Source organism: Streptomyces sp. NBC_00289 (assembly GCF_041435115.1).
GTDB lineage: Bacteria > Actinomycetota > Actinomycetes > Streptomycetales > Streptomycetaceae > Streptomyces.
The window spans coordinates 737,363-761,800 of the sequence record NZ_CP108046.1; the positions used below are offsets into that span (position 1 = coordinate 737,363).

The 24,438-nt window shown below is 68.4% G+C and carries 26 protein-coding genes and 3 pseudogenes; 8 read left to right on the forward strand and 21 right to left on the reverse strand.

Annotated features, from left to right (window positions below):
• Positions 1–28 precede the first annotated feature (28 nt).
• The 5 genes and pseudogenes from OG985_RS03990 to OG985_RS04010 all read right to left on the reverse strand — a co-directional run.
• Positions 29–331: pseudogene (locus OG985_RS03990) on the reverse strand (succinate dehydrogenase); the annotation flags it as partial.
• A gap of 16 nt (positions 332–347) precedes the next feature.
• Positions 348–1,262, reverse strand: a complete 915-nt coding sequence (locus OG985_RS03995) for an RNA polymerase sigma-70 factor (RefSeq protein WP_371666812.1) — start codon at positions 1,260–1,262, stop codon at positions 348–350.
• 265 nt (positions 1,263–1,527) lie between these two features.
• On the reverse strand, positions 1,528–2,151 hold the full coding sequence (locus OG985_RS04000; RefSeq protein WP_371666813.1) for an NADPH-dependent F420 reductase: 624 nt from the start codon (positions 2,149–2,151) through the stop codon (positions 1,528–1,530).
• A 273-nt stretch (positions 2,152–2,424) separates the two neighbouring features.
• Complete coding sequence (locus tag OG985_RS04005; RefSeq protein WP_371666814.1) at positions 2,425–2,601, reverse strand: hypothetical protein; 177 nt, start codon at positions 2,599–2,601, stop codon at positions 2,425–2,427.
• A 314-nt stretch (positions 2,602–2,915) separates the two neighbouring features.
• Positions 2,916–3,650, reverse strand: coding sequence for an SDR family NAD(P)-dependent oxidoreductase (locus OG985_RS04010; protein ID WP_371666815.1), 735 nt, complete (start codon positions 3,648–3,650; stop codon positions 2,916–2,918).
• Between the two features lie 139 nt (positions 3,651–3,789).
• On the opposite strand from OG985_RS04010, the gene OG985_RS04015 reads away from it, so the two are divergent.
• Both OG985_RS04015 and OG985_RS04020 read left to right on the forward strand, forming a co-directional pair.
• Positions 3,790–4,389 carry a TetR/AcrR family transcriptional regulator gene (locus OG985_RS04015; RefSeq protein WP_371666816.1) on the forward strand — a complete coding sequence of 200 codons (600 nt, stop codon included), beginning with the start codon at positions 3,790–3,792 and terminating at the stop codon, positions 4,387–4,389.
• 62 nt (positions 4,390–4,451) lie between these two features.
• Complete coding sequence (locus OG985_RS04020; protein WP_371666817.1) at positions 4,452–4,601, forward strand: hypothetical protein; 150 nt, start codon at positions 4,452–4,454, stop codon at positions 4,599–4,601.
• 443 nt (positions 4,602–5,044) lie between these two features.
• Here OG985_RS04020 and OG985_RS04025 read toward each other — a convergent pair whose 3' ends face one another.
• Positions 5,045–6,664 (reverse strand): ISL3 family transposase, encoded by a 1,620-nt coding sequence (locus OG985_RS04025; protein WP_371666483.1) that lies wholly within the window; start codon positions 6,662–6,664, stop codon positions 5,045–5,047.
• Between the two features lie 197 nt (positions 6,665–6,861).
• Between OG985_RS04025 and OG985_RS04030 the strand changes: the two genes are divergently transcribed.
• The gene (locus OG985_RS04030) at positions 6,862–7,080 is read left to right on the forward strand and encodes a hypothetical protein (RefSeq protein WP_371666818.1); all 219 of its coding nucleotides are present in this window, start codon (positions 6,862–6,864) and stop codon (positions 7,078–7,080) included.
• Positions 7,081–7,259: 179 nt separating this feature from the next.
• Here OG985_RS04030 and OG985_RS04035 read toward each other — a convergent pair whose 3' ends face one another.
• Entirely contained in the window at positions 7,260–8,504 is a 1,245-nt protein-coding gene (locus tag OG985_RS04035) for an erythromycin esterase family protein (RefSeq protein WP_371666819.1), read from the reverse strand.
• A 199-nt stretch (positions 8,505–8,703) separates the two neighbouring features.
• On the opposite strand from OG985_RS04035, the gene OG985_RS04040 reads away from it, so the two are divergent.
• The 3 genes and pseudogenes from OG985_RS04040 (at position 8,704) to OG985_RS04050 (ending at position 9,880) form a co-directional block, all read left to right on the forward strand.
• Positions 8,704–9,012 (forward strand): IS3 family transposase, encoded by a 309-nt coding sequence (locus OG985_RS04040; RefSeq protein ID WP_053743648.1) that lies wholly within the window; start codon positions 8,704–8,706, stop codon positions 9,010–9,012.
• 2 nt (positions 9,013–9,014) lie between these two features.
• Positions 9,015–9,677, forward strand: a pseudogene (locus OG985_RS04045) (IS3 family transposase); the annotation flags it as partial.
• 5 nt (positions 9,678–9,682) lie between these two features.
• Positions 9,683–9,880 (forward strand): IS3 family transposase, encoded by a 198-nt coding sequence (locus tag OG985_RS04050; RefSeq protein WP_371666820.1) that lies wholly within the window; start codon positions 9,683–9,685, stop codon positions 9,878–9,880.
• Between the two features lie 371 nt (positions 9,881–10,251).
• On the opposite strand, the gene OG985_RS04055 is transcribed toward OG985_RS04050, so the two are convergent.
• The 7 genes and pseudogenes from OG985_RS04055 to OG985_RS04085 form a co-directional block, all read right to left on the reverse strand.
• A complete protein-coding gene (locus tag OG985_RS04055) occupies positions 10,252–10,722 on the reverse strand; it encodes a lamin tail domain-containing protein (RefSeq protein ID WP_371666821.1) in 471 nt (156 codons plus the stop codon).
• A gap of 182 nt (positions 10,723–10,904) precedes the next feature.
• Positions 10,905–11,174 (reverse strand): annotated as a pseudogene (locus tag OG985_RS04060) (transposase); the annotation flags it as partial.
• Between the two features lie 151 nt (positions 11,175–11,325).
• Positions 11,326–12,423, reverse strand: a complete 1,098-nt coding sequence (locus OG985_RS04065) for a HoxN/HupN/NixA family nickel/cobalt transporter (RefSeq protein WP_371666822.1) — start codon at positions 12,421–12,423, stop codon at positions 11,326–11,328.
• Positions 12,424–12,569: 146 nt separating this feature from the next.
• Positions 12,570–12,878, reverse strand: coding sequence for a nitrile hydratase accessory protein (locus tag OG985_RS04070; RefSeq protein WP_371666823.1), 309 nt, complete (start codon positions 12,876–12,878; stop codon positions 12,570–12,572).
• Positions 12,879–12,925: 47 nt separating this feature from the next.
• Complete coding sequence (nthA, locus tag OG985_RS04075; protein ID WP_371666824.1) at positions 12,926–13,549, reverse strand: nitrile hydratase subunit alpha; 624 nt, start codon at positions 13,547–13,549, stop codon at positions 12,926–12,928.
• Positions 13,546–14,298: a nitrile hydratase subunit beta gene (gene nthB, locus OG985_RS04080; RefSeq protein WP_371666825.1), complete on the reverse strand. Its 753-nt coding sequence runs from the start codon at positions 14,296–14,298 to the stop codon at positions 13,546–13,548. The genes nthA and nthB overlap by 4 nt, the downstream gene beginning before the upstream one ends.
• The gene (locus OG985_RS04085; RefSeq protein WP_371666826.1) at positions 14,295–14,813 is read right to left on the reverse strand and encodes a DUF1097 domain-containing protein; all 519 of its coding nucleotides are present in this window, start codon (positions 14,811–14,813) and stop codon (positions 14,295–14,297) included. Before OG985_RS04085 ends, nthB begins: the two co-directional genes overlap by 4 nt.
• Positions 14,814–15,407: 594 nt before the next feature.
• Here OG985_RS04085 and OG985_RS04090 point away from each other — a divergent pair.
• Complete coding sequence (locus tag OG985_RS04090) at positions 15,408–16,514, forward strand: GlxA family transcriptional regulator (protein WP_371666827.1); 1,107 nt, start codon at positions 15,408–15,410, stop codon at positions 16,512–16,514.
• A 127-nt stretch (positions 16,515–16,641) separates the two neighbouring features.
• Here OG985_RS04090 and OG985_RS04095 read toward each other — a convergent pair whose 3' ends face one another.
• Both OG985_RS04095 and OG985_RS04100 read right to left on the reverse strand, forming a co-directional pair.
• Positions 16,642–16,833, reverse strand: a complete 192-nt coding sequence (locus tag OG985_RS04095; RefSeq protein ID WP_371666828.1) for a hypothetical protein — start codon at positions 16,831–16,833, stop codon at positions 16,642–16,644.
• Between the two features lie 629 nt (positions 16,834–17,462).
• Entirely contained in the window at positions 17,463–19,043 is a 1,581-nt protein-coding gene (locus OG985_RS04100) for an IS1182 family transposase (RefSeq protein ID WP_371666829.1), read from the reverse strand.
• Positions 19,044–19,163: 120 nt separating this feature from the next.
• Here OG985_RS04100 and OG985_RS04105 point away from each other — a divergent pair, with 120 nt between their 5' ends.
• Complete coding sequence (locus OG985_RS04105) at positions 19,164–19,598, forward strand: hypothetical protein (RefSeq protein WP_371666830.1); 435 nt, start codon at positions 19,164–19,166, stop codon at positions 19,596–19,598.
• Positions 19,599–19,602: 4 nt separating this feature from the next.
• On the opposite strand, the gene OG985_RS04110 is transcribed toward OG985_RS04105, so the two are convergent.
• From OG985_RS04110 to aroA, 5 genes are all read right to left on the reverse strand, one after another.
• Positions 19,603–20,139 carry an IS5 family transposase gene (locus OG985_RS04110; protein WP_371674255.1) on the reverse strand — a complete coding sequence of 179 codons (537 nt, stop codon included), beginning with the start codon at positions 20,137–20,139 and terminating at the stop codon, positions 19,603–19,605.
• A gap of 86 nt (positions 20,140–20,225) precedes the next feature.
• Positions 20,226–20,741 (reverse strand): shikimate kinase, encoded by a 516-nt coding sequence (locus OG985_RS04115; RefSeq protein ID WP_371666831.1) that lies wholly within the window; start codon positions 20,739–20,741, stop codon positions 20,226–20,228.
• Positions 20,738–21,922: a chorismate synthase gene (gene aroC, locus OG985_RS04120; RefSeq protein WP_371666832.1), complete on the reverse strand. Its 1,185-nt coding sequence runs from the start codon at positions 21,920–21,922 to the stop codon at positions 20,738–20,740. Before aroC ends, OG985_RS04115 begins: the two co-directional genes overlap by 4 nt.
• Positions 21,919–23,106, reverse strand: a complete 1,188-nt coding sequence (locus OG985_RS04125; protein ID WP_371666833.1) for a 3-hydroxybenzoate 6-monooxygenase — start codon at positions 23,104–23,106, stop codon at positions 21,919–21,921. Before OG985_RS04125 ends, aroC begins: the two co-directional genes overlap by 4 nt.
• Positions 23,103–24,401, reverse strand: coding sequence for a 3-phosphoshikimate 1-carboxyvinyltransferase (gene aroA / locus OG985_RS04130; RefSeq protein ID WP_371666834.1), 1,299 nt, complete (start codon positions 24,399–24,401; stop codon positions 23,103–23,105). The genes OG985_RS04125 and aroA overlap by 4 nt, the downstream gene beginning before the upstream one ends.
• Positions 24,402–24,438: the final 37 nt, after the last annotated feature.

A 24,438-nucleotide genomic window follows, 5' to 3' on the forward strand; every position in this document is an offset into this window, starting at 1 on the left:
CGGGCACGGGCCCTGTTTGTGACAACCCCTATTCGACGAGTTTGGCCGCGGCCGAGACTTCCTCCACCAGCGAGGAAATCTCGTCGGGAACGGCCGGAATGCTCTCGCGGGTGACGCCCGTCGTCGGGGACCACACGAGATTGACCTGCAGAGCGGAATCCAGATCGGGGTAGTCACTGAGGTTGTGGCAGCCACGCGTCTCGCGACGCTCGAGGGCCGATTCGAGGGTGGCCCGGGCCGCCAGCGCGGCTGACTTGAGATCGAAGACGTGTGCGAGGTCCTGATAGTCCGCGATGTCCGGGTGGATGCCGACGGTCTCCATGCGCTTGTCACGCGCACGGCGGCGTTCAGGAGGAGAACGTGGTGCCACAGTCCAGGGACGCCACGAAGGGTGCCAGCTTTTCCGGATTCATGACCCACATGGCCCGCTCGATGCCGCGTTCCGAGATGTCCAGGGTCAGCAGAACGACGGCCGTCCCGCCGGCCGAGACGAGGGCGGCAGGCCCGCCGTTGGCCTCGACCCAGTGGATCTCCTTCTGCGGCCAGAAGCGCGGGGCGAAGGCTGCAAGGTACCTGGAGACGTGCACCGAACCGACGACCGGAATCCTGGACGCCCCGCGCAGCCCGTTCCCGTCGGTGTAGCTGACCACATCGTCGGCGAGGATGCCTTCGAGCACGGCCAGATCGCCGGTCTGTGCCGCGGTGAGGAACACCTCCATCAACCGTCGGTGCTCGGTGGCCTCGACGGGCTTGCGACGCTCCGACGAGATGTGCTTGCGCGCCCGGCTGACCAGCTGGCGCGTATTGGTCTCGCTGGACTCCAGCATGTCCGCGATCTGCTGGTAGGGGTAGTCGAAGGCCTCCCGCAGCACATAGGCGGCCCTTTCCACGGGGTTGAGCCGCTCCAACAGGAAGAGCACCGCCGTGTCGAGCGCCTCGGCCCGCTCGGCGCCCAACTGCGGGTCCGCGCGCGTGTCGACCGGCTCCGGCAACCAGGGTCCGATGTACGACTCGCGCCGCACCCTGGCGGACTGGGCAACGTTCAGCGCCAGCCGGGCGGTGACAGTGGCGAGGAACGCCTGCGGCTCGCGGACCACGTCACGGTCGGTGCCCTGCCACCGCAGCCACGCGTCCTGGAGCACGTCCTCGGCCTCCGTGGTGCTGCCGAGGACTCGGTAGGCGATGCCGAAGAGATGGGGACGCGCCGTCATGAACACGTTCGTCGCCTCGTCGAGGGAGTCCGTGTCGTCCCCGATACCCATGCGTGCCGCCTTCAGTTCCGACCCTGTTCCCGCAAGCGCTTGCCCATGGTACGGCGGGCGGGGCACCACCCACGACGTAGTTGCCGGTCAGGCCCGAGGAGCTTGCCATGCCGAGTGTGTCACCACTTCCCCGGGTTACTTACCTGAAGCGCGAGGCCGCCCGGCAGGGACATACGCCTCCAGTCGGCGGTGGGTTACCGCCCTCCGCGTGAAGTCCACGTCCACTACGAGAAGTTACGAATCGTGGGCCGAGGGGCGGTGCGGCTCAGCCGGCAAATTCGTCGACGCCGAGGGCGAAGTCCCAGTGACCCACTCCCTGACCGGCGAGGCCCACCGTGACCAGGCCCGCTCCTTCCAGCCAATGCGCCATCTTCAGGTCGCCGACGTCCAGCGGGCGCAGCCCGAGGCTCTTGACGAACTCCGCCACGCCCGCTTTGGCCTGCGCACTGTCGCCGGCGACGAAGACGACGGGCCGACCCTTCTCCAGGACATGACGGAAGACGGTGTTGAACGCCTTCACCACGCTGGCGCTGGCCGGCACCACCTTGGCGGCTTCCTGCGCGATCGAGGTCTGCTCGCGGTGGGCCAGCCCATCGAAGGTGGAATTGAAGGGGTTGCTGATGTCGACGATGACCTTGCCCGCGAGTGCGTCGCCGTACCTAGCGACGGCCGGAACGACGCCGTCGAACAACAGGGCCACGATGACGATGTCCCCGGCCGGGACGGCGCCCCACTCTCCCGTCGTGGCGCCGCCGCCGAGAGCCTTGGCCAGGTCAGCGGCCTTGGACTGATCGCGGCCCATGACCTCGACGGTGTTGCCACCCGCTACCGCCCGCGTGCCGATGGCGCGGGCCATGTTCCCGGTGCCGATGATGGTGATGCTGCTCATGCGGTGTGCCCTCTTCCTTGTTCTGGAGCTTTCCATTTGTCTCGTTCGTGTCGGTCCTGGCCCAGCGCGTCGACTGCGGCGCACTGGGCCAGCCGCTACTTGTCAGGTACCTCGGCATCACCTCTGACGTGCCGCTTCAGGCTGCCGACTCGCAGTCGCCGTCTCCCGGAACATCGAGATCCCAATCCAGCGGACACCCAGCCAAGTAGGCCGCAAAGCTGAGTTACTCCAAGGAGTCAGGTCATGGAGATGGGACGACGGAGTCCATGATCGTTACTTCCCGTCCGTACGCAGTTCCCAGGACCACATGCCGAGGAGGTGGGCAAGGTGCCCCTGCGTCTCGACGGCGGACGGCAGCGGGCGCCAGAAGATGGTCACCTCGGCAATCTTGCCGTCCGCGTCGAGCAGGATGTGGTCCATGCCGTTGACCATGGTGTCTTCGATCTGCAACCGAAAGAAGGCCGCGTGGTGGCTCTCGCCGGTAAGGACCTCCCTCTAGCTGAGGTCGGTCGCCACCCTGCTGACGGTCTGTATGGCTCCCGTGACGGCCTCACGGCCAATGAGTGGCTCGTCGCCGAGCGGGCTGATCAGCACCACGTTCTCAGCGAGTACACCGGGAGGGCGTCTTCGTCTGCGCCGCCGTGCATGCAGTCGATGAAGGACTGGATGGTGGCGCGGCGCGGGGCGAGTTTCGAGGACAGCTCCTTCGCCCGTGTCCACGCTGGTAAATGCGTGCGTGCCCCGTATTTGCCAGTGTCTGGCGGTTAGACGACGGTGGTGCCGCCGTCTGTGGTCAGTTCCAGTCCGTTGACGTAGCTGGAGTCGTCGGAGGCGAGGAAGAGTGCGACGGTGGCGATCTCCTCGGGGCGACCCATCTCTCCGCGGGGGATCAGGGACTCGAAGGCCTTCTTGGTGGCCTCGTCGAAGACTTCCTCCTGCTTCGCTGTGGCGACCTGGCCGGGGGTGAGTACGTTGACCCGGATCTTCCGGTCCTTGAGCTCGTTGAGCCACACGCGGGCCCAGGCCTGCTGCACGGCCTTGCTGCCGGCGTACACGCTCCATCCGGGAAAGCCGCGCAGGGAGGCGTTCGAGCCGGTCATGAAGATCGAGGCGCCATCGTTGAGCAGCGGCAGCGCCTTCTGCACCGTGAACAGGGTGCCGCGCGCGTTGAGCAAGAAGGCGCGGTCGAACTGCTCTTCGGTGATCTCGCCAAGCTTGGCCTGCTCACCCATTCCGGCACTGGCCCACAGGACGTCGATCGAACCCTTTTCCTTCTTGACCGTCTCGTAGAGGCGGTCAAGGTCGGCCAGCTCGGCCGCGTCACCCTGCACGGCGGTGACGTTGCGGCCGATCACCTTGACGGCTTCGTCGAGGGCTTCCTGCCGCCGGCCCAGGATGTAGACGTAGGCCCCTTCTTCAACGAACAGCTGGGCGCCGGCCAGCGCCATGCCGGTTGAGGCGCCGGTGATCACCGCTACCTTGCCATCGAGCTTTCCCATGATCACTCCATTGAGCTGACGAGTATTCGGAACAGCCGAGACGTTATGTACACCGGCCTGTGTGCTTAACGTATCCGAGGGCCGACTGGAGCGCAAGCTATGTATACCGATCAGTACCCGACTGCGTTAGACTGTGGATATGACGGAGCTGGAGAAGGGCCCCCAAGGCCGACGCCGCGGCCGGGGCGCACGCGAACGCATCCTCGGCGCGTCCCGGCAACTGTTCGGCGACCAGGGCATCAACCGCACCGGGATGGACCAGCTGTGCGCAGTGGCCGAGGTCTCGAAGCGCACCGCCTACCAGCACTTCACCACCAAGGACGAACTCGTCGCCGAATACCTTCGCCGATTCGATCCCGACGTCATGTCCGCGGTGTTCGACCGCACCGACCTCACCCCCCGCGAACGACTGCTCGCCGCCTTCGAGCTGCCCGCGTCCGGGACGCAAGAGCTCACCCCCATGTGCCCGTACATCGCGGCGGCCGTCGAACTCCACGACCCCCAACACCCCGCGTCCCAATACGCACGCGACTACAAGCAAGCCATCGCCGCGCGCCTGGCAGAAACCGCACGCGAAGCCGGCGCCACCCACCCTGAACAACTCGGCGAACAACTGGCACTGCTCCTCGACGGCGCCGCGGCCCGCACGCGAGTCCTCAACACCGAAAGCTTCCCCACCGCCGCCGCCATCGCCGCCGTCCTCATCGACAACGCCATCCCCACGACAGCCCAGCGATGAGGGTCGAGCACGATGAGGGTGGGTCGCTGTAGAAAGAGGTAGAGGTTTGCTCCACCCTTGAGGTGGGGGGCGAACCGGCCGTGCTCCAGGACACCTCCGCCTCCGAGGCGGCCTCCGCCGAGCTCGCGGACCTGCTCGACGACCAGATCGTCGCGCTGATGAACCGCTCGCGGCCGTCGTCCGAGCTTCCGGTGCAGGTGGATCCGAAGTAGGCGTACACCTCCACCTGCATGCCGGTGGTCGTCGCCCCACGCTCCCGCGCTGCGCCCTGACCTGCGGTTGCCCACGGGGTCTCGGCATCCTCCACCAGCGCGGCCGGCAGGCGCTTCTGGCTTCGTCTGCTGTCCGGCGCGGTAGCGCTGCAGGATGCGGGTCGAGACGCCCAGCTGTTCAGCCACAGCCTTCGTGGACTTCTTGGCGCCCGCCCGTGTAGAGGAATTCCACCTGAGCCTTCGCGGATTGCGGCGCGGGCCGGATGAACACCTTGCGCTCCGCGGCTTGAGGGCGTCCAGGCCCCTGCTGCGGCGCGGGGCCGGCGGCTGCGTGTCGTCGCTGTCGATCATTCATCCAGCAGACGCCCGTTGTCGGCGTCGGCTGAACCTGGGTTCTGGATCACTTTCAGTGCTAGGGCCACGGAGGGTCACCGAAACCGCGATCATGAACGGCATCGCGCGGTGAGGAGGACCCGTTTGCGGAGCAGGTCGAAGTTGGCTCGGCCGAACATCTGCCGCTTCAACATCTTGATCTTGTTGTTCTGACCCTCGACCGCGCCGGAGCTGTAGCGAAGGCTGAGGCCGGCGACGACGGCATCGAGATCCTGGCCGAGACCGGTGACGAAGGTATGAAGGGCTGGCAGGTCCTCGGCCCGGACGCTCGTGATCCACTTGTTCAGGTCCCGGCCCTGACGGTTGTTCATGAGCTCGGCAAACGTGCGGACGTGGTGGGCGGTGCGGTCGAGCGCGGGGCAGCGAGCCAGGATCGCTTTGAGCTGCTGGGTCTGGTCCTCGGTGAGGCGGTCGGGATGGCGGGTGAGCCAGCTGGTCACATTCCGCACGGACGGCGTCTTGTGGGGCGGGTCGTGCGGAAAGTTCTCGCGGAGTTTGGCCACGTAGACCTTCACCACGTTCTCGCCGCCGGGGTAGCCACGTTCGCGTACTTCCTCGAACAGGCGGCGGGCGACGGTGCAGCCCTCCGCCCACCGCTGGTGCAGGTAAGGCTTGTAGGGGTCGAGAATGCTGGCTCGGCCGGTCCACCGGCCAACCAGGAGTTCGTCCGCGCTTGCCGCGTTGGCGAAGCGGCGGACGGTATTGCGGGCCAGCCCCTGTTGGCGGGCGATCGCGCGCAGTCCGATGCCCTGCTCGAGGAGAGCGTGGATAGCCGCGTGCTGTTCCCGGATGCGGTCGGAGAGTCGGCCGGTTGTCCGCGGCCCTCTGGGAGAGGGCGGATCGAGGTTCGTGTTCTCCGTGTCCGCGACGGCCTGGGCCGTGGCGGCGTCGTGCGGCTCACGTAGCAGAGCGCGGTGTTGAACGACTGTCTTCTCGACGGCCTCAGTAAGGTTCGACCAGATGTGCCATCGGTCCGCGACGTGGATGGCGTTCGGGGCGCCGAGCCGTCCGGCCTCGGCATAGGCGGTGGAGCGGTCCCGACAGATCACCTCGATGCCGGGATGGTCGGCGAGCCACTTGGCGACCGTCGACGTCGTCCGGTCCGGCAGCAGGTCGATGGGCTGACGGGTTTCGATGTCGATCAGGATCGTGCCGTACTTGTGGCCCTTGCGCAGCGCGAAGTCGTCCACCCCGAGCACCCGCGGTGTCGAGGTCTCGGGCTCCGGCAGGCGACGGATCAACCGCAGCAGTGTCGACCTGCTCACCCCGGCGGCCAGAGTCTGGGAGAGGCGGGCACCGGCACGGCCGGCCAGCATCACCGCCACACGCTCCAGCACTGTCTGCAGCCCGGCGCTGCGTCGGCCGTGCCGGACGGTCAGTCCGTCGACCTGCTCGGCGAACGTCGCCTGTCTGCACAAACGTTGGCCGCAGCGGAACCGCCGCACCTGTAACTCGATCAGCACCGGACGCCCTCTGACCGAGCTGTCGGCGAGCCGCCGTACGTACCGGCTGTGCACCCGAGACGACAGCGTCCCGCACGCTGGACATACGACCCGCTCCGCAACCGCCCGGGCCCGCACGGCCACCAACTCGCCGTCAGGCACAACGTTTTCGATCACGACACCTTGGACCTGGTGGAACCACAGGTTCTGGAGGAGAACATCACCCACGACCGTTCATGATCGCGGTTTCGGTGACCCTCCGTGGCCCCAGCACTGAAAGTGATCCAGAACCAGGATTCGGGCGACGGCGAGACCCGTTCCCCTGTGGACAGAATCCGTGTCCGGGCGCCCACGTTGCGGGAGGGTTGACGGCGCAGGTCAGCAGATCGTGGGTGGAGGGCCACGTCCAGAGCAAGAGGCCGGCCATGGCGTTGCTGGAGTTCTCCGACCGGCTACCGCAGTGTTCACGCTGCCGGGGCAACCGCATCATAGGCGGGGTGGCCCCGCAGGACGACGAACAGGGGCGGCCGGTCTACCTCGGGCTTCGCGTCAAGGAGGGCGCAGGTCTGCTGATGGAGTGGACGAAGGAGTGCACGGCCACCCACGGCTGGTACCTGCCGGACACGCCTCCCGACCAGCCCTGAGCCGTCATCGGCAGAAGCTGCCGGGCGCGTAGCGCCGCCGCGTCGACGGGCAGCGCGGCCGCCGGGTCCGAAGGTGTCGAGGGCTGCGAGGCGATCTGGGCGCGGCAGTCCGCTGCGGATAGGGTGCAAAGAACGCGCGGCGCGGGCGCCCGGAGGATGGCCGCGCCACACCTTGTGGGTCAGAGTTTGCCCAGGTACTCGGTGGCCTCGATCTCGTTCAGGTGGATGAGGACGTCATGTGACTGGCCAAGGGCGATCTTGTACGTCACGGGGTCGGGCCATCCGGCGCCGATGTTCCAGGTGACCCGCGACGTGTCGAGCCAGGCGCGCGCGGAGTTGGGGACCGTGCGCATGTCGAGGATGTAGTCGTCCTGACGGACCTTGTCCAGGGTCTCCTCGTTGGAGCCGGGCTTCGCGGCACCCACGCTGTAGGTGCGCATCACGTTGTCGTCGGTGCCGAACGCCTTGAAGGAGCCCTTGAAGAAGCTGAAGCCGATGCTGACGTACTTCCTGCCCAACGCGTCGCGCAGGAACGCCCCTTGGGTCTTGGGGTACCGCTCGTCGAAGGAGTCGTACGACACATGGGTGTTGTGCGCCGACAGCAGGATCCGGTCGCCGGTGTGCTTGTTCCACCAGGCCACGTTCTCCGCCATCACCTGGTCACGGAGCCTCATCATCTCCGCGACCTGGGCCTCGTCGGTGATGTCGAGGGAGTAGCCCTTGGCCATCTGATGGATGGCCCTGGCGTGCTGCACGGTCCACAGGTGCTCCTGCCGGTCGGCGCCGGAGCCGGGGCGCTGCTTGCGCAGCAGCTCGTACACCTTCCCGGTCCGCTCCGCCCGCTCCTCGCGCTCGGCCAGTGGCAGCTTCAGGTAGTCCCCGCTGTAGGTGCCGGCGTCGGTGGTCGGCGCCAGGCCGCGGTACAACTCGGCGACGCGCTCCAGCAGTTGCGGATACTGGCGCGCCACCTGGTCGGTCACCTTCTCGTACAGTTCCGGCCCGGCGTATCCCATGTCGTTGCCCATGAACTGCACCTTGTCCTTCGGGTGCTGGCGGTTGTAGTCCCGCATCCACTCGATGAGGTTGATGTAGTCCTGGTTGTTCCAGATCCGGTACGCCCCCTGGAACTCCTCGTTCGCTATGTCCTTGAGGTTGCCTTTGCCGTTCAGTACGTAGTCGTTGAGCCGTAGACCGCTGCTCCAGGCGAGCTCAAGGGAGAAGGTCCGGAAGCCCTTCTGCTCCACCAGGTAACGGAAGACCCGGTGCTTCATGCGGAAGAAGTCCTGCGATCCGTGGCTGGCCTCGCCCAGACCCACTACCTCGGCGTCCGTGACCATACGGCCCAGCGCGTCCAGGTCCCGCAGACTGCCTTCGGGCTCGGTGCTCCTCAATGTGTGGGCACTGCGCTCGATGGCATCGACCACGCCGCCCGCCCGTTGCCCTGTGGCCGATGTCTTGGAAAGGCCGGCGGACGCTGGAACCTGAGTCGGTGACTTGTCCATGGCATCGCCGATGGCCGGAGTGGCAACCGCCACGGCACCGAGGGAGAGGAGGACCGAGTGGGCTTGATCCGCTTTGACGGACATCCGAGATCAGGGGTTCAGCCCCGGGAGGATGTCCATCATGGAGAGCATGGGGAAGAAGAAGCCTCGCCCTCGTCGCTCGTTCACGCCGGAGTTCAAGGCGGAGATCGTCGAGCTGTGTCGACGCGGTGACCGCTCGGTCGGTCAGATCGCCAAGGACTTCGATCTGACCGAGACCGCGGTGCGTGACTGGGTGAAGCAGGCCGAGGTCGATGCGGGCGAGCGGGACGGCCTGACCAGCAGCGAACGTGAGGAACTGGCCGCACTGCGGCGGGAGAACCGCCGTCTGCGTGAGGACGTCGACATCCTCAAGCGGGCCACGGCTTTCTTCGCGAAGGAGACCCGGTGACGGTGCACCCGTTCATCGAGGCGGAGAAGCGTGCAGGTCACAGCGTCAAACGAGCGTGTGAGCTGCTGAAGGTCTCCAGGACCGCCTTCTATGCCCGCCGCGCTGCCAAGCCTGGTCCCCGCGCGGTCCGTGACGCCGAGCTGGCGGAACAGATCGCCGACGTCCATACGAGATCGCGGGGAACCTACGGCGCCCCGCGCGTCCATGCCGTGCTCAAGCGGGCAGGCGCCGGATGTGGCCGCCGACGTGTCGCGCGGCTGATGCGGGCTGCCGGCCTGCAGGGCCGACACCGCAGACGACGGCACCTGACGACGATCCCCGATCCACGAGTTGCCCTGCGGCCCGATCTCGTCGTCCGGGACTTCCAGCCCGACCCCGCCGGCCTGGATGCCCGCTGGTGCGGCGACATCACCTACATCGCCACGGAGGAGGGCTGGCTCTATCTGGCCACCGTCATCGACATCGCCTCCCGTCGCGTGGTCGGCTGGGCGACAGCCGACCACCTGCGGACCGATCTGGTCGCCGATGCCCTCACGGCCGCCTGCCGCAAGCGCCGTCCCACCCGGCCGGTGATCTTTCACTCGGATCGTGGCTGTCAGTACACGAGCCAGCAATTCGCCGCGCTGGCAGACCAGTTGGGGGTGCGTCTGTCGGTCGGCCGCACCGGACAATGCTGGGACAACGCACTCGCCGAGTCGTTCTTCGCCACCGTCAAAGGGAGCTGCTCGACGCCGTCTCCTGGCCCAGCCGGGCCGCCGCCCGCACCGCGATCTTCGATTTCATCGAGGGCTGGTACAACTTGCACCGTCTGCACAGCAGCCTCGGCTATCGCAGTCCCGCCGAATACGAGACCGCACTCGCAGCCTGACCACCACACCGATGGTGTCCGTCAAAGCGGAACAAGCTCAGAGGGAATGATTACTGCCTTGCGTCGCGTCATGGCTTCAGATTCCCGTGCGCACAGGGGTCGTCTCCAACCCATACGCTGCCCACCTCCGGGTACCGCAGGCACTACCGCCGGGACTCCTGGCACCACCATGTCCACGGCTTCCCGGGCGTGAGACAGGGCCCGGCTTCCACCGGGCCCTGTCTCACGTCATATCGCGGGTTCAACTCAGTTGTTCAGCGCGGAGATCATCAAGGCTGCAACCGAAGTCGGCCGCGACGTCACTCCGCACCCGCAGAACCAGCCGGGTGGGAAATGAGGTGACGGCCGGTGGGGCTCCACCACTGCGGCGGTCAGCTCTCGTTGTGGCAGTTGTACGGGTTGGGGTCATCGAAGTCGTGGCCGGCGAAGCAGGCCCGGAAGTCGTAACCGTTGGGCTTGATCAGGAACGCCATGTCCTGGGTGTTGTTCCAGATGTAGTTGCCGCTGCCCCAGTACAGGTGGCCTGCGGTGTTGGTGCCCCGCCCGGTGTGCAGCTTGACCGTCTTGCCCGCGCCGAGCTTGTACGACGGCAGGACGTAGCGGTGCCCCGCCGTATCCTCCACAGACCAGCCCTTGAGCTGCACCGCGGCGGAGTTGCCGTTGTGGATGTTGATCCACTCGTTGTTCAGGCTCGTGTTGGAGCGGGTGTCGCTGCCGGGGCTGTCGTACTGCCATCCGCCGAAGTGAACGGTCTTCGGATCGGTCGCGGCAAAGGCCGGGGCGGTGGCAAGCGTGCCGGCGGCCATGGCGGCAGCGGCGATCAACACGGCGTACTTCTTCAAAGTGGTCCCTCCCTGTGCATGGACACGCCCCAGCCTCGCGCTGCGGCGCAGGGAAGCCGGGGCAGCCGTCATGCTGACACACCGCACACGTGCGCCACATCGGTGGGGCACGGAAATTGTCTTCAGAGACTGGGGAGCCCTGGGATGTCCTCAGGACACCCCCCTCCGAACGAGGATGGGCTTGCGTTCTGCCCGTAGCCGGCGTCGGCCACCAGCACCGGCGGAACCAGACCCCAATACACCAGCCCGGCAACGGCGTCCAGAGCCAGGCGCCTCTTCTCCCGGTGTCCGATCTCCTCCGGGATCCCGGTCTTGCGCCGGCGGACCGGATCCTGCACCCACTCCTGGGGCACGAACAGGCGCCACTGCGGCGGACACGACGCGGTGTCGGAGACCGCGTGCACACTCACCGCGACCTGACAGTTGGGCTGCTTGCCCACACCACACTGATGCTGGCCGCTCTCGCGCCGGCCGCGGTCACAGCCGTCGGCTGGACTCTGGCCATCCGCCGGCGCACGCGGTGCGAACCGAACGGCGGGTCCCCACGCCGGCAGGGCGGCGGCCACGGCGTCACAGAGGGCAGCACTCCGCCGCTACCAGAGCTCAGAAGCGCTCGGGCACGTCATCGGCGGCACCTTGCCGGTTGCCGTACTTCTCGCCGAGTCCGCGGTAGCGCCAGACGGCCGCGGCGGAGAGCCAGGAGGCCGCGAAGACGGCGACCACGATGTAGCCGAGCAGTTCGAAGTGATCCGCCAGGGAAGCGTAGGCGGCAAGGGCTCCCCCGGCTCCGGTGGCGTCGGCAGCGAGTCCGGCGACGTAGACACTGGCGATCAACGCGGCCACGGCCACGGTCATGCCGGTGGTCGCGATGTTGTAGTAGAGCCTGCGCGCGGAGCTGCGGTACGCCCACGAGTACAGGCGTGTCATCAGCATGCTGTCGGCGGTGTCGAAGGCGCTCATTCCCGCGGCGAAGAGCAGCGGGAGGGAGAGGACGGCGAGGAGGGGCAGGCCGGACCCGTGGGTGGCGGCGCTGGCGGACAGGGAGAGCAGGGTGATCTCGCTGGCGGTCTCCAGGCCGAGGCCGAAGAGGATGCCGACCGGGTACATGTGCCATGACGAGCGGATCAGCCCGCGGGTACGGCGGCCGAGGATGCGGTTCATCAGGCCCCGGTTGAGCAGCTGCTGCTCGAGCTCACCCTCGTCGAGCCGACCCTCCGCCATACGCCGCCACAGGCCGACGATGCCAGCCAGCACCATGACGTTGAGCACGGCGACCAGGAGCAGAAACAGCACGGCCACGACCTGCGAGACAAGGCCTCCGACGTGGCGGAAGGTGCCGATGCCCGAGCCGGCGGCGCCCGCGGCGAGCGCGACGACGAAGGAGAGGGCGAGGACCACGGTGGAGTGACCCATGGCGAAGAAGAAGCCCACGCCGACGGGTCTGCGTCCGCGTTGCATCATCAGTCTGGTGGTGTCGTCGATGGCGGCGATGTGGTCGGCGTCGAAGGCGTGCCGCATCCCGAGGGTGTAGGCGAGGGTTCCGGCTCCGGCAAAGGCACCGGCGCCGGCCGGGCCGCTCGCGTAGAAGAGGTACAGGCTCCATCCGGCGACGTGCAGGGCCGCGATGACGCCGACGATGCCCGTGATGCGCAGCCGTTCGGCGCGGGTCCATCGGCCGGCGGTGATGGTCGTAGTGGTCACACACACATCCTTGGCAGGGGGCACCGCACGGTGCCGTGGGTCAGCTGCGAGAGGAGCGGGGCCGCACCCCGGCGGAGTCAGTCGCGGGTGCGGCCCCGGGGGACGGGAGGGAACGGACGTCCCGGTGGTCCGGGGCGTGGAACGGGTCAGGCCCCGAGCCGGGCACGCATCTCGTCCTCGGCGATCAGATCGTGATCGACCAGTACGCCTTCGAGTGCGGCGAGCCAGTGCTCGTAGTACTGCCAACTGTCCTGCTCCGTCGCGGAGGTGGCCTCCCACTCACCGATGGCGGCGACGAGTCTCTGCTGGAACGCGTCCCAGGGGTAGTGGCCGAACTCCGACAGGGCGACGGCGACGCCGAACGCGCGGCGCTGCCAGTCGGCGTCGAAAGTGGGTGCGTTCGTGTCGGTGACGCAGGTGTCGTGCAGGGGTGCGGTGGTGGCGGTGGCCTCCATGGGATCCCCTTTCTCCAAGTGTGGTTTCGCTGGTGCTCGGATACGGCTCAGGCGGCGGGTGACGGAGCCTCGGCGATGCCGATCATCGACTCGGTGGTGACCAGCGTGGCGAGTTCCTCCTCGGTCATGCCGTCGGTTCCTGCGGGCCGCTGCGGAACGACGAACCAGCGCGAATGACCGCTGCTGTCCCACACGCGCAGTTCGACGGACGGGTCGACGTCCAGTCCCATCTCCTTGAGCACCACACGGGGCTCCCGGGCCGCGCGGGCGCGGAAGGTCGGGTCCTTGTACCAGTACGGCGGGAGGCCGAGCACGGGCCAGGGGAAACAGGAGCACAGGGTGCAGATGACCAGGTTGTGCACGCCGGGGGTGTTGGCCACTGCTTGCAGGTGTTCGCCTTCGGCGCCGTCCATGCCGATGGGGAGGTCGAGTTCCGCGACGGCGGCCGGTGTGTCCTTGACGAGCCGTTCGGCGAACTCCGGGTCGGTCCAGGCACGGGCGACGATCTTGGCTCCGTTGAGCGGTGTCATGTCGGTCTCGAAGTAGCCGAGCACCTTGTCGACGGTGGCGTCGGTGATCACGCCCTTCTCGATGAGCAGGGTTTCCAGCGCCCGCACGCGGGCGGCACTGCGGGCTTCGCGGTCCTCGGGGTAGCCGAACTGCACGGTCACTGCTGTTCCTCCGTCGCGGGGGTGAGATAGGCCTGGTAGAGCTCGCCGTAGAGCACGGCGCCGGGTTCGGCGAGTTCGCCCCAGATGCCGGTGGGTTCGAAGCGGACGGCGTAGACGGGCATGGGCTCTCCGACGCCGTCGGGGCCGGTGGAGCAGAAGTAGCCGTAGTTGCCCTCGAAGACGCGCTCCACGGTGCCGGTGCGGCCGCGCAGATTGCCCGGCAGCCGGGTGTGGTCGGTGGGCGGCACGTCCTTGACGGTCACTCGGTCGCCGACGGCGAAAGCGGGGGACTCGGCCGGACCCTGGCGGGGCGAGTCGCCCTCGCGCAGGTAGCGGATGACTTGGTCGTCGATGCCTTCGTCCCCGCCCTCGGCGAGCGCGAGTCCCGGATCCCGGAGGTATTCGTCGGCCTTCGCCTCCAGTTCCTCCTCCGTGATGTAGCCCTGGGAGACGAAGAATCCGCTGATGCCGCCGAGCCACTTCTCGTAGTAGCGGTACTGGAAGTAGGCGAAGGGGGGCATCGCCTCGGCGCCCTTGCGCAGGTCCGCCCAGGTCCAGACGGACGAGAAGGAGGTGGGCACGTCCTCGATCGGGTACCGGGGTACGGCGTCTGGGAGGTGGGCGCTCAGGCCCATCATCGCGACGTGGATGCCGAAGATGCGCTGCTCCCAGTCCTCGACGAAGACGCGGGGTTCGTAGGTGACGGGGCCGACGTTCTCCAGGCCGCCCAGGTGGTGCTGTAGCTTCATGACCGTCCTTCCGGGGCCGGCTCGGTGGCCGGGCGGGGGGTCATCGCGGCTCCCCAGTACTCCGAGGCGATGCCGAACACCGCGCCCAGGACCATGGCCAGCGCCGCGACGAGCGCCGGGTTGCTGATGGATGTGGTGGTGATGTCGTGGCCGGTGGCGGCCACCGTGCCCACCGTGGAGGCGAATCCCCACACGATGGCCGGGAGTTTCGAGAGCAGGGGAATCTTCGAGGCCTGCACCATGGCGGCGCTGCCGACACCCACGGTGATGGCGGCGGTGGTGGTGCCACCGCCCAGCGCGTGGATGACCAGCAGTGTCAGCGAGGCGATGGCAATGCCGGTCAGGTTCGAGGCGATCGATCTCACCAGGCCCTCGGTGCCGGCTCCGAGGATGAAGAAGGAGGCCCAGGCGATGAAGATGACCCAGACCGGAATGGTCAGGACGGTTGCGGTCATCAGCGTGGCGGCTCCTCCGAGTACGCCGATACTGATTGACAAAGCATCTAGCTGGCGCATGGCTAAAACACTCCTCTGACGCCGAATTCTTGTGACTCGGCGAAAATTCGTGCCCGAACACGGGCAGGCAAAATGGCCTGCTGAGGTGCGGAAGAGGATGGAGTGCCCTGACGTGAAAAGTTCACGCAAGGCCCGGTCGGCGGTGCCGAATCCGGTATTTCGAGTGCCTCGATTCTTGCCGCATAGGTGCTGGCGGGGGACACTCGACCGCAGATGCCTTCAGCGCCGATTGTGTCGGCTCTGGCACGGCAAGACACCAATAGGTTCCGGCCACTTTGTTTCACTTAAATTAACTGCGGCTCAACAAATGATTTCCGGTGTTGACGTTCGCAGAATTCTGGTATAGACGCAGGAAAAGCCACCCAAGCCTGTCGGAGAGGCATTGGGAGGCAGGTCGATATCAGACTGGACCCATCAGGTCTTGGTGCGGTAAATATTTCTTCCCGTCAAGGAATTCAGACCCCGGACGCCCGGAGTTTGCTTGGCTCCCACGGTCCCGCCTGGCGGGACAGGAGCCAAGGGCTGAAACGGACCTACGAGCCACGATTACGGACACGCGGGGAAGCCCCACACTCCCCGAGAGGAGGACGGGCCATGAACCGGAGCACCGCGATTACGGACACCGGCACCGAACGGACGATGGTCTTCGTGCTGTACGACAAGGTGACGCTGCAGGACGTGGCGGCGCCGCTGGAGATCTTCGCCCGGGCCAACGACTTCGGGGCCCGCTACCGGGTGCTGCTGGTCTCCCCCACGGGGCAGCCGGTCGGGACAACCGCCTTCACCCGGCTGAGCGTGGACCTTCCCGTGGCCGACGCCCCCGACTCCATCGACACCCTCCTGGTGCCCGGAGGCGTACCGTCCGACTTCACCTTCGCCCCGGGCACGCACGACATACCGGAGGAGCAGACCCCGGACACGGTCCCCGAGGCGCTGGCGGCGGTCCGCGAGCTGGCCCCACGGGCGTCGCGGATCGCCTCCATCTGCACCGGCGCCTTCGTGCTGGCCGCCCTCGGGATGCTGGACGGACGCCGAGCGACGACCCACTGGGCACACTGCGCGCGGCTCGCCCTGGAGTACCCGCACGTCATGGTGGATCCGGACGCCCTCTTCGTCCAGGACGGCCCCTTCGTCACCGGCGCCGGAATCAGCGCGGGCACCGACATGGCCCTGGCCATCGTCGAGAACGACTACGGCACAGACGTCGCCCGCAGGGTTGCCCGGTGGATGGTCGTCTTCCTGCAACGTCCCGGCGGGCAGGCCCAGTTCAGCGTCTGGTCCGAGGCCGGCGCGCCCACCACGCGCGGCCTGCGCCAGGTACTGGACTCAGTCGTCCTCGAACCCGCCGCGGACCACTCGGCTGCCGCGATGGCCACCCGCGCCGCGGTGAGCGAACGCCACCTGGCGCGGATGTTCCGCGACGAGGTGGGCATGACGCCCGCCCGCTACGTTGAGCAGACCCGGCTCGAGGCGGCCAAGCTTCTCCTGGTGACCGGCGACGAAAGCCAGGAGTCCGTCGCACGGCGTGCCGGCTTCGGTTCCCCCGAGACGATGAGACGGATCTTCCGCCGCAACCTCGGAGTCTCGCCGGGCAGTTACCGCAGCCGGTTCCGCACCACGGGCATCGACCCACGGGAGCCGGAGCCCAGTCGGCATGACGGATCCGGTGATCCCGTCTCCTGGAACTTCCGCAAGCCGTGACAAGCAGGGCATGGCGAGCAGTTGGACCCACTCAACGACATCGAGTGTGGGGTCCATTGCCGGTGCTACCTGGTGACGGTAGTCAAGGCATGCCCTCCCAGTGAGCTCACCAGCTGTCGCTTGGCACTCAGCCAACCGCAGCGAACCGGTCAGTTGCCCGATCGGAGGTCGCTTCTGCCGTCCGCCCGGCGCGGACGGCGGCCGCCTCGACGAGGTCGAGCAGAACCCACAGCGCCGCGGGTGTGCAGGCGAGCACCGTCTCTGGTGAGCAGATCTCGACCGGGTGGCGGTAGGCGGTCCCGACCTCTCCGTTGCCCAAAGCGTCGACGGTTGCGCGGCGAGTCGAAGTACGAAGGCGATGCGGTTCGGCGCCGACCAGGTCACCAGGTCGTCGGTGAGATGCCGGACAGTGGCGCGGTCGCCGCGGGCGGCGGCGACCATTGCCCGGGCAACTTGTCGAGGACGTTCGCCACGTGGAACTTCACGCTGCCTCGATACCGGTCGCATGTCTAGGCCTCTCCCGCCCAGCGGACCTGGTGGCTGTGCCGCACCGCGGGAGACCAGGCTGTCGCTCCTGCTGGAGCGTCACCGGCAGCGGCTTGCAGGCGCAGTCCTGCCTCCTTGGGGGACGGAGAAACCCGCCAGGCTGTCCCGCGCCGGCGCGAACCGCTGTCTCGCGACGTGCTCAAACAGCCGCCGCTGCACGCCAGTTGGCCAGTGCCCGGCTGCGCTCGGAACCTGCGGACGAACCTTCAGCGCCCCCTGCATCCACGAACACGCCTGCGTCCCTTGTTCGATGCTGCGCCACGCCGACACCCACAATTCGGCTGCGGTACCCACCGCGACCCGCCGCGCCTTCTCCCCGACCAACGCGCCGAGCTCGCCTAGAAGGCTGATGAAGATCTTGGTGAGGGGCTGTCCGGCCGTCAGGCCGGACAGCCCCTCCGGTCATGTAGTGGCTGGTGCGAGGTGCCAGGTGCCACTGGTGTGGGTGAGTCCGAGGTTGATCAGTCGGCGGAGGTTGAGGGCGGCGGCCCGGGTGTGGAGCCAGGTGTTGTTCTTGATGGTGCCGCGGTAGCGCAGGCGCCGGTTGCCGTGGTGGACGAGCCAGGCGACGGCGCGTTCGACCGGTGGTCTCCAGCGGCGGTAGTCGGCCTGCCAGCCAGGGTCGGTGGCGGCCTGGTGGCGGGCGGCTGTCTGGAGGTCGTGGTGCGGTCGGATGGTCAGGATGCGTCCGGCCTTGGCTTTGGTGCACCGCTCGCGCAGGTGGCATGCGGTGCATAAGTCCCCGAAAGAGGCTTTGCGTTGGTGGTGCTGCCCGCCGGGGTCGGACAGGGCCACGGCGTGTCCGGCCGGGCAGGTCACGATGGCGGCTGTGGTGTCGATGGCGAAGTCGTCGAGGATGAAACCGCCGGGGATGGCGGGTCGCAGTGGGGCGGGTTTGAGGAACAGCCGGTGGCCGGCCTCGTGGAGGGTCTGGCGGGCGTCGGCGGCGGAGTAGGCGGTGTCGCCGAAGACGTCCAGCGGGTCGTCCTCGTCGGCGAGCAGGTCCAGGCCGACGGCGGCCTCGTGGTGTTCGGCTCCGGCGCCGGGCCGCAGGGCGACGGCGGTGTATAAGCCGGTCTCGGGCTCGATGGCCAGGTGGGCCTTGAAGCCGTCCTGCTGGTGGCTGCGGGTCTTGTGGATGTGCCGGGCTTCGGGATCGACGGTGGAGAGCATCCGGCTGGGAGCGGTGCCTTGGGTGATGCGCCAGCGTCCGTCGCGGCCGTCGGAGTCCTCGGCGGGCTCGACGTCCTGGCCGGCGACCAGGGCCAGGATGCCCACCACGTTCGCGGCTTTGTCGCCGAGTTGCTGGTCTGGCAGGTGGCCCAGCAGTCGCAGGGCATCGGTGACCAGCGCGTCGACCAGCTCGGCGCGGGCCTGCTCGTCGTTCCAGGCGATGCGGGGCTTGCCCGGGTCGGTGTAGTCGTGGGCGGTGCACTGCGCAGCGACGACCGCGTCGGCGCCGGGGACCTCGCGGATCACCGCGCGGACGGCGGCGATGAGCTGGGTGACGGTGTCCTGGGTGGCGACCGCGTCGTCCAGCACGGTGGAGTCCAGCGCCCGGCGGTGCTTGCCCTTGAGGACTCCGGTGGCCTTCACGACCTCGCGCACGGCCTCGAAGATGCGGTTGGGGCGGGCGGAACGGGCCAGCCGGCGGCGGAAGTAGGCCAGCAGCGACGGGTCGAAGGCCATGTCGTGCAGGCCCAGCCCGCAGGCGGCCTTCCACCGCAGGTCGCACCGCAGCTCCTGGACCGTCTCGAAGTCCGACAGCCCGTTAAGGGCCTGCAAGGTGATCGCGGCGGCCAGAATCTGCGGCGGCATGCTCGGCCGTCCGTTCGCCGACGGGTACATGTCCACGAACATCTCAGCCGGGAACAGCTCGCCGCGGTGCTCGGCCAGGAACGCGAACACACTCCCTGCCGGGATCAACTCCCGGCAGGTCTCCCACACGTCCGGCCCGACCATCTCGCCGACCCACTCACCCATCGCCACATGGCGAGTCTGGCCCTGCCGCTGACGCGGCAGGGCCAGAACCCAAGATCTTCATGAGCCTTCTAGGACCTGTCCGGCCGATCACGGTCGTGGACGGTCCGGCATGATGCCGGGGTGAGCATAATCGTCGAGTTCTTCGCGGCTCCGGATGACGCGTCAGCGGCTGTGGTTCTTCAGACCGGGCCGCGACACGCATTCGAGTCGCTCTCCTTCGGCAACTTTGATCCCGAAGAGGCTGTGGTCGAGTGGGAGTGCCTGTTTGCCGGCGTCAGCTTCGAGCAACTCGTTGAAGCTGACGAGCCTCGTCTCGTCGCCGGCCAGGACGATGACGGGTGCGTCGTCTTCGCGATCTCCCCTCGCCTGTCCGCAGCGCTCGCCGAGGCCGAGCGGTCCGAGTTGAAGGATGCCGCTGTCGCATGGTCCTTTCAGCGGGCGGAGGACGGCGAGGTCATCGACCCGGAGATCGCCGAAGTGATCCTGAGCGATCTGGCTGCTCTCGTCAGCAGTGCCCGACGCCAGGGCCGGAACGTCTACTGCTGGGTCGCGTAGGAGTTCACGTTCGGAGCCAGATCGCAACGGACGCCGCGGTGGCGGTGCCGAGGTAGACGTAGCCGCGCTTGTCGAAGCGCGTGGCGACGGCTCGGGACTGCTTGAGGCGGTTGATCGCCCGTTCGACGGTGTTGCGTTTCTTGTAGCGGTTCTCGTCGAAGCCGCAGGGCCGGCCGCCGCGTGATCCTTTGCGCAGGCGGGCGGCCTGGCCGTCGGTCTTCTCCGGGATGGTGTGCCGGATGCCCCCGCTGCGCAGGTACTCGCGGACGGTACCGTTGCCGTATGCCTTGTCGGCCGCCAGGCTGTCGGGACTCCTGCGCGGTCTGCCCGGGCCGATCCGCGGAACGCGGATCTTCTCCAGCACGGCAATGAACTGGGTGCAGTCCGCCCGCTGACCTGGAGTGACGATCAGGGACAGCGGGCGGCAACTACCGTCCGCGCTCAGGTGGAGCTTACTGGTGAACCCGCCCCCACGAGCGGCCCAGGCCCTCACCTCCAGCACCACCTCCACCAGGCGGGCGACCAGGCTCTGCCACGGCATTTCGCCCTGGAGCTGACGTCCCACCAGGACCTCGTACGGCTCGCTGCCGGCCGTGCCGCCGACCTGGATCCGCGTCACTGCCTCGCTCATGCTTCCTTCAACTCCAGTGCGTCCAGGGCCGCTTGGGTGACCTCTTCGGGCGTACGGTCATCGGTGGGTACGACAGCCGTGGCGATCCCCTCGTACAGGTGCCGCCGCGCCTCCATCAGCTCCCGCCACTGCTTGCGCGGGTTGACGGCGAGCAGCGGCCGCGCGGCGTTCAGGCCGGTGCGCTTGACGGCCTCCTCGACGTCCATCGAGAGGTAGACGACGCGCTGTCCGGCGAGCAGCGCGCGCGTGTCCGCGTCCAGGATCGCGCCACCGCCCAGCGCGAGGACACCGTCGTGCCCGGCGAGCGCCCGCCGCACGGCGGCCTTCTCGATCGCCCGGAAGGCCAGCTCGCCCTCGTCGACGAAGATCTCCGCGATCGTGCGGCCCCGCTCGGCGACGATGTCGTCGTCGGTGTCCCGGTAGCCGACAGCGAGCCGATCGGCCAGCAGCTGCCCGACGGTGGACTTGCCCACGCCCATCGGACCGACCAGCACCACCTGGGGACCGGTCATCGGATGGCCAGGTTCTCGAGGTAGGACCGCACGTTGCGGCGGGTCTCGGTCACGCTGTCGCCGCCGAACTTCTCCGCGACCGCGTCCGCCAGGACCAGGGCGACCATCGCCTCCGCGACGATGCCGGCCGCCGGAACCGCCGACACGTCGGAGCGCTGGTGGTGGGCGGCGGTCGCCTCACCGGTGGTCACGTCCACGGTCCGCAGGGCCCGCGGCACGGTCGCGATCGGCTTCATCGCGGCCCGCACCCGCAGCAGCTCTCCCGTGCTCAGGCCACCCTCGGTCCCGCCCGAGCGGCCGGAGACGCGCCGGATGCCCTCGGGGGTGTTGACGATCTCGTCGTGCGCCTTGGAGCCGGGCACCCGCGCCAGGTCGAAGCCGTCGCCGACCTCCACACCCTTGATCGCCTGGATGCCCATGAGGGCGCCGGCCAGCCGGGCGTCCAGCTTGCGGTCCCAGTGCACGTGCGAGCCCAGGCCCACCGGCACGCCGTACGCCAGGATCTCGACCACGCCGCCGAGGGTGTCGCCGTCCTTGTGGGCCTGGTCGATCTCCGCGACCATCGCCTTCGACGCGTCCGCGTCCAGGCAGCGCACCGGGTCCGCGTCCAGCTTCTCGACGTCGGCCGGGGTGGGGTACACGCCGTGCGGGGCCTTCGCGGAGGCCAGCTCGACGACGTGCGAGACGATCTCGATCCCGGCCGTCTCCTTCACGTACGACCGGGCCACGGCGCCCAGCGCTACGCGCGCGGCCGTCTCACGGGCGGAGGCGCGCTCCAGGATCGGCCGGGCCTCGTCGAAGCCGTACTTCTGCATGCCCGCCAGGTCGGCGTGGCCGGGGCGCGGGCGGGTCAGCGGGGCATTGCGGGCCAGACCGGCGAGGATCTCCGGGTCGACCGGATCGGCCGCCATGACCTGGTCCCACTTCGGCCACTCGGTGTTGCCCACCATGATCGCGACCGGGGAACCCAGAGACAGACCGTGCCGGACACCGCCGAGGAAAGCGACCTGGTCCTGCTCGAACTTCATCCGGGCACCGCGGCCATAGCCCAGCCGACGCCTCGCCAGGTGGTCCGCCACCATCTCCGTGGTGATCGGCACGCCGGCGGGAAGTCCCTCCAGCGTCGCGACGAGTGCGGGACCGTGGGACTCCCCCGCGGTCAGCCAGCGCAACCTGCTCAACGGTGCTCTCCCGTCCCGCCGATGCGAGCCCCGTGCAGCCACTCGACCTCGTCGTACAGTTCGTCGACCGTGAAGGAGGACAGCATCGCGTTGCGGGCGGCAGCGGCGTCTCCGGCCGGGTGGTAGAGCCGCTCGCCCATGGCGCGGGCCACCTGCTGTACCCTCGCGGCGCGCTCGTACCGCTCGGCGTTGTACTTCTCCAGGCGCTGTGGGATGTCTCCGGCGGCTCCCGCGAGTAGTTCGCCGATGACGACGGCGTCCTCAAGAGCCATGCAGGCGCCCTGGGCTGCGTACTGGAGCATGGGGTGCGCGGCATCCCCGAGGAGGGCGACGCGGCCGTCCGTCCAGCGCTCGACCGGGTCGCGGTCGCACAGGACCCATTTCTTCCACTCGGTCCCCAGTTCCAGCAGTTGCCGGGCGGTGTCGCTCAGTTCGGGGAACTCGGACAGGACGTGCGCCCGCTCGGCGGGCCTGCCGGCCACGACGTCCTGGGCGCCGTCGTCGCGGGTGACCGCCAGATTGAGGAACTTCCCGCTGCCGATGGGGTAGTGGACGAAGTGCCACTTGGGGCCGGCCCACAAGGTGACGGTGTTCCAGCGCAGTTCCCGCGGAACCCGCTCCATGGGGATGACGGACCGGTAGATCGTGTGGCCGGACACGCGCGGCACGCCGTCCCCGACCAGCCGACCGCGCACAGCGGAACGGATACCGTCGGCGCCGATGAGTACCGCGCCGGTGAAGCGTCGCCCGGTGTCGGTGATCGCCGTGACGCCGTCCGCGTCCTGTTCGTACCAGGTCACGGAGGAGTTGGTGTGCAGGGTGATGTTCCGCTGCGCGACGCAGCCGTCGAGGAGCGTCTGGTAGAGGTCGCCGCGGTGTACGACGGCGTATGGATTGCCGAAGCGGTCGCGGTACGCGCCGGTGAGCGGCATGCTCGCGACCCGCTGTCCGGTGGTGCCGTCCATGAACCTCAACTCGTCGATGTGCACCGCGTGTTGTCGTACCGCCGCGCCGACGCCCAGGCAGTCCAGCGCGTGGAAGGCGTTCGGGCCCAGCTGGATGCCCGCGCCCAGTTCACCGAAGGTGTCCCTTCGTTCCAGCACGACGGCCCGGTGGCCGTGGCGCGCGATGCTCAGTGCCGCCGCGAGGCCGCCGATACCGCCCCCGGCTATGAGTACCTTCATCGTGATCCTTGTCGCTGTGGGGAAGCTGGTCGAAAGGTCGGAGGAAAGAGCCGTCGCAGTTCCTCGTGGAACTGCGGAAAGGTCTTGCCGACGCAGTCCGGGTCGTCGAGCGTGATGCCGGGGACGCGGAGTCCGAGGACGGAGAAGGCCATGCCGATGCGGTGGTCGCGGCGGCAGGCGATGCGGGCGCCGACGGGGGTGCCGGGGTGGACGGTGATCCGGTCGTGGCTCTCGTCGGTGTCCACGCCGAGAGCCCGCAGGTTGTGCGCGACGGCAGCCAGGCGGTCCGATTCCTTGAGCCGGGCGTGGGCGATGCCCCGGATGGTGACGGGCGCGTCGGCGAGGGGAGCGATGGCCGCCAGCGTCATGAAGGTGTCGGAGATCTCCCCCATGTCGACCGAGAAGCCGCCGCGCAGCCGGCCCGCGCCCGTGACGCTGGTGGCCGTGTCCGTGATCTCGACGCGCGCCCCGAGCCGACGCAGCACGTCGACGAAGCGCAGGTCGCCCTGGAGGCTGCCGCTGCCCAGGCCGGGCACGGTGACGGTGGTGCCGGTGATCGCGGCGGCCGCGAAGACGTAGGAGGCGGTGGAGGCGTCCGGTTCGACGGCGAGGTCGACGGCGCCGTAGCCGCCGGGCCGGACTTCGATGACGTCGCCTGGCCATTCGGTGACTCGCGCGCCGAACCGGCGCATCAGGGCGAGGGTCATGGCTAGGTACGGCCGGCTGACCAGGCCTTCGACCGTGAAGGTCACCGGTGTGCGCATCAGGGGGGCCGCCATCAGCAGCCCGGACAGGAACTGGCTGCTCAGCGAGGAGTGCACGGTGAGCGCACCGCCGTAGAGCCCCTCGGTGTCCAGCGTCATGGGTAGGCCGCCGCCCGGACTGGTCGTTACCGCGGCTCCCAGAGCGGCCAGCGCGCCGGCCAGCGGGCGCAGGGGTCGGGCTCTGAGCTGAGCGCTACCGTCGAAGACGAACCGGCCCCGGCCGGCGGCCGCGAAGGGCGGCAGGAATCGGGCCGCGGTTCCGGCGTCCTCGCACCAGACGTCGGCTCTCCCCGTGGGGCCGCGCCCCACGCCGGTCACCTCCCAGACCTCGTCGTGTTCCGGCGCCCCGACCCGGAAGCCGAGGTCCGTCAGCGCCGTACGGAAGGCGAGGGTGTCGGCGCTGACGAGGGGCCGACACAGCCGGGAGGTGCCGGTCGCGGCGGCGGCCAGCAGCAGGGCGCGGTTGGTGATGCTCTTGGAGCCGGGGATACGGGCCGTCGCCGCGGTGGGGTACGCGGTCGTGTCCGTCATGGACTGTCCTCCAGGCATATGGCACTAGGGCGTGGGC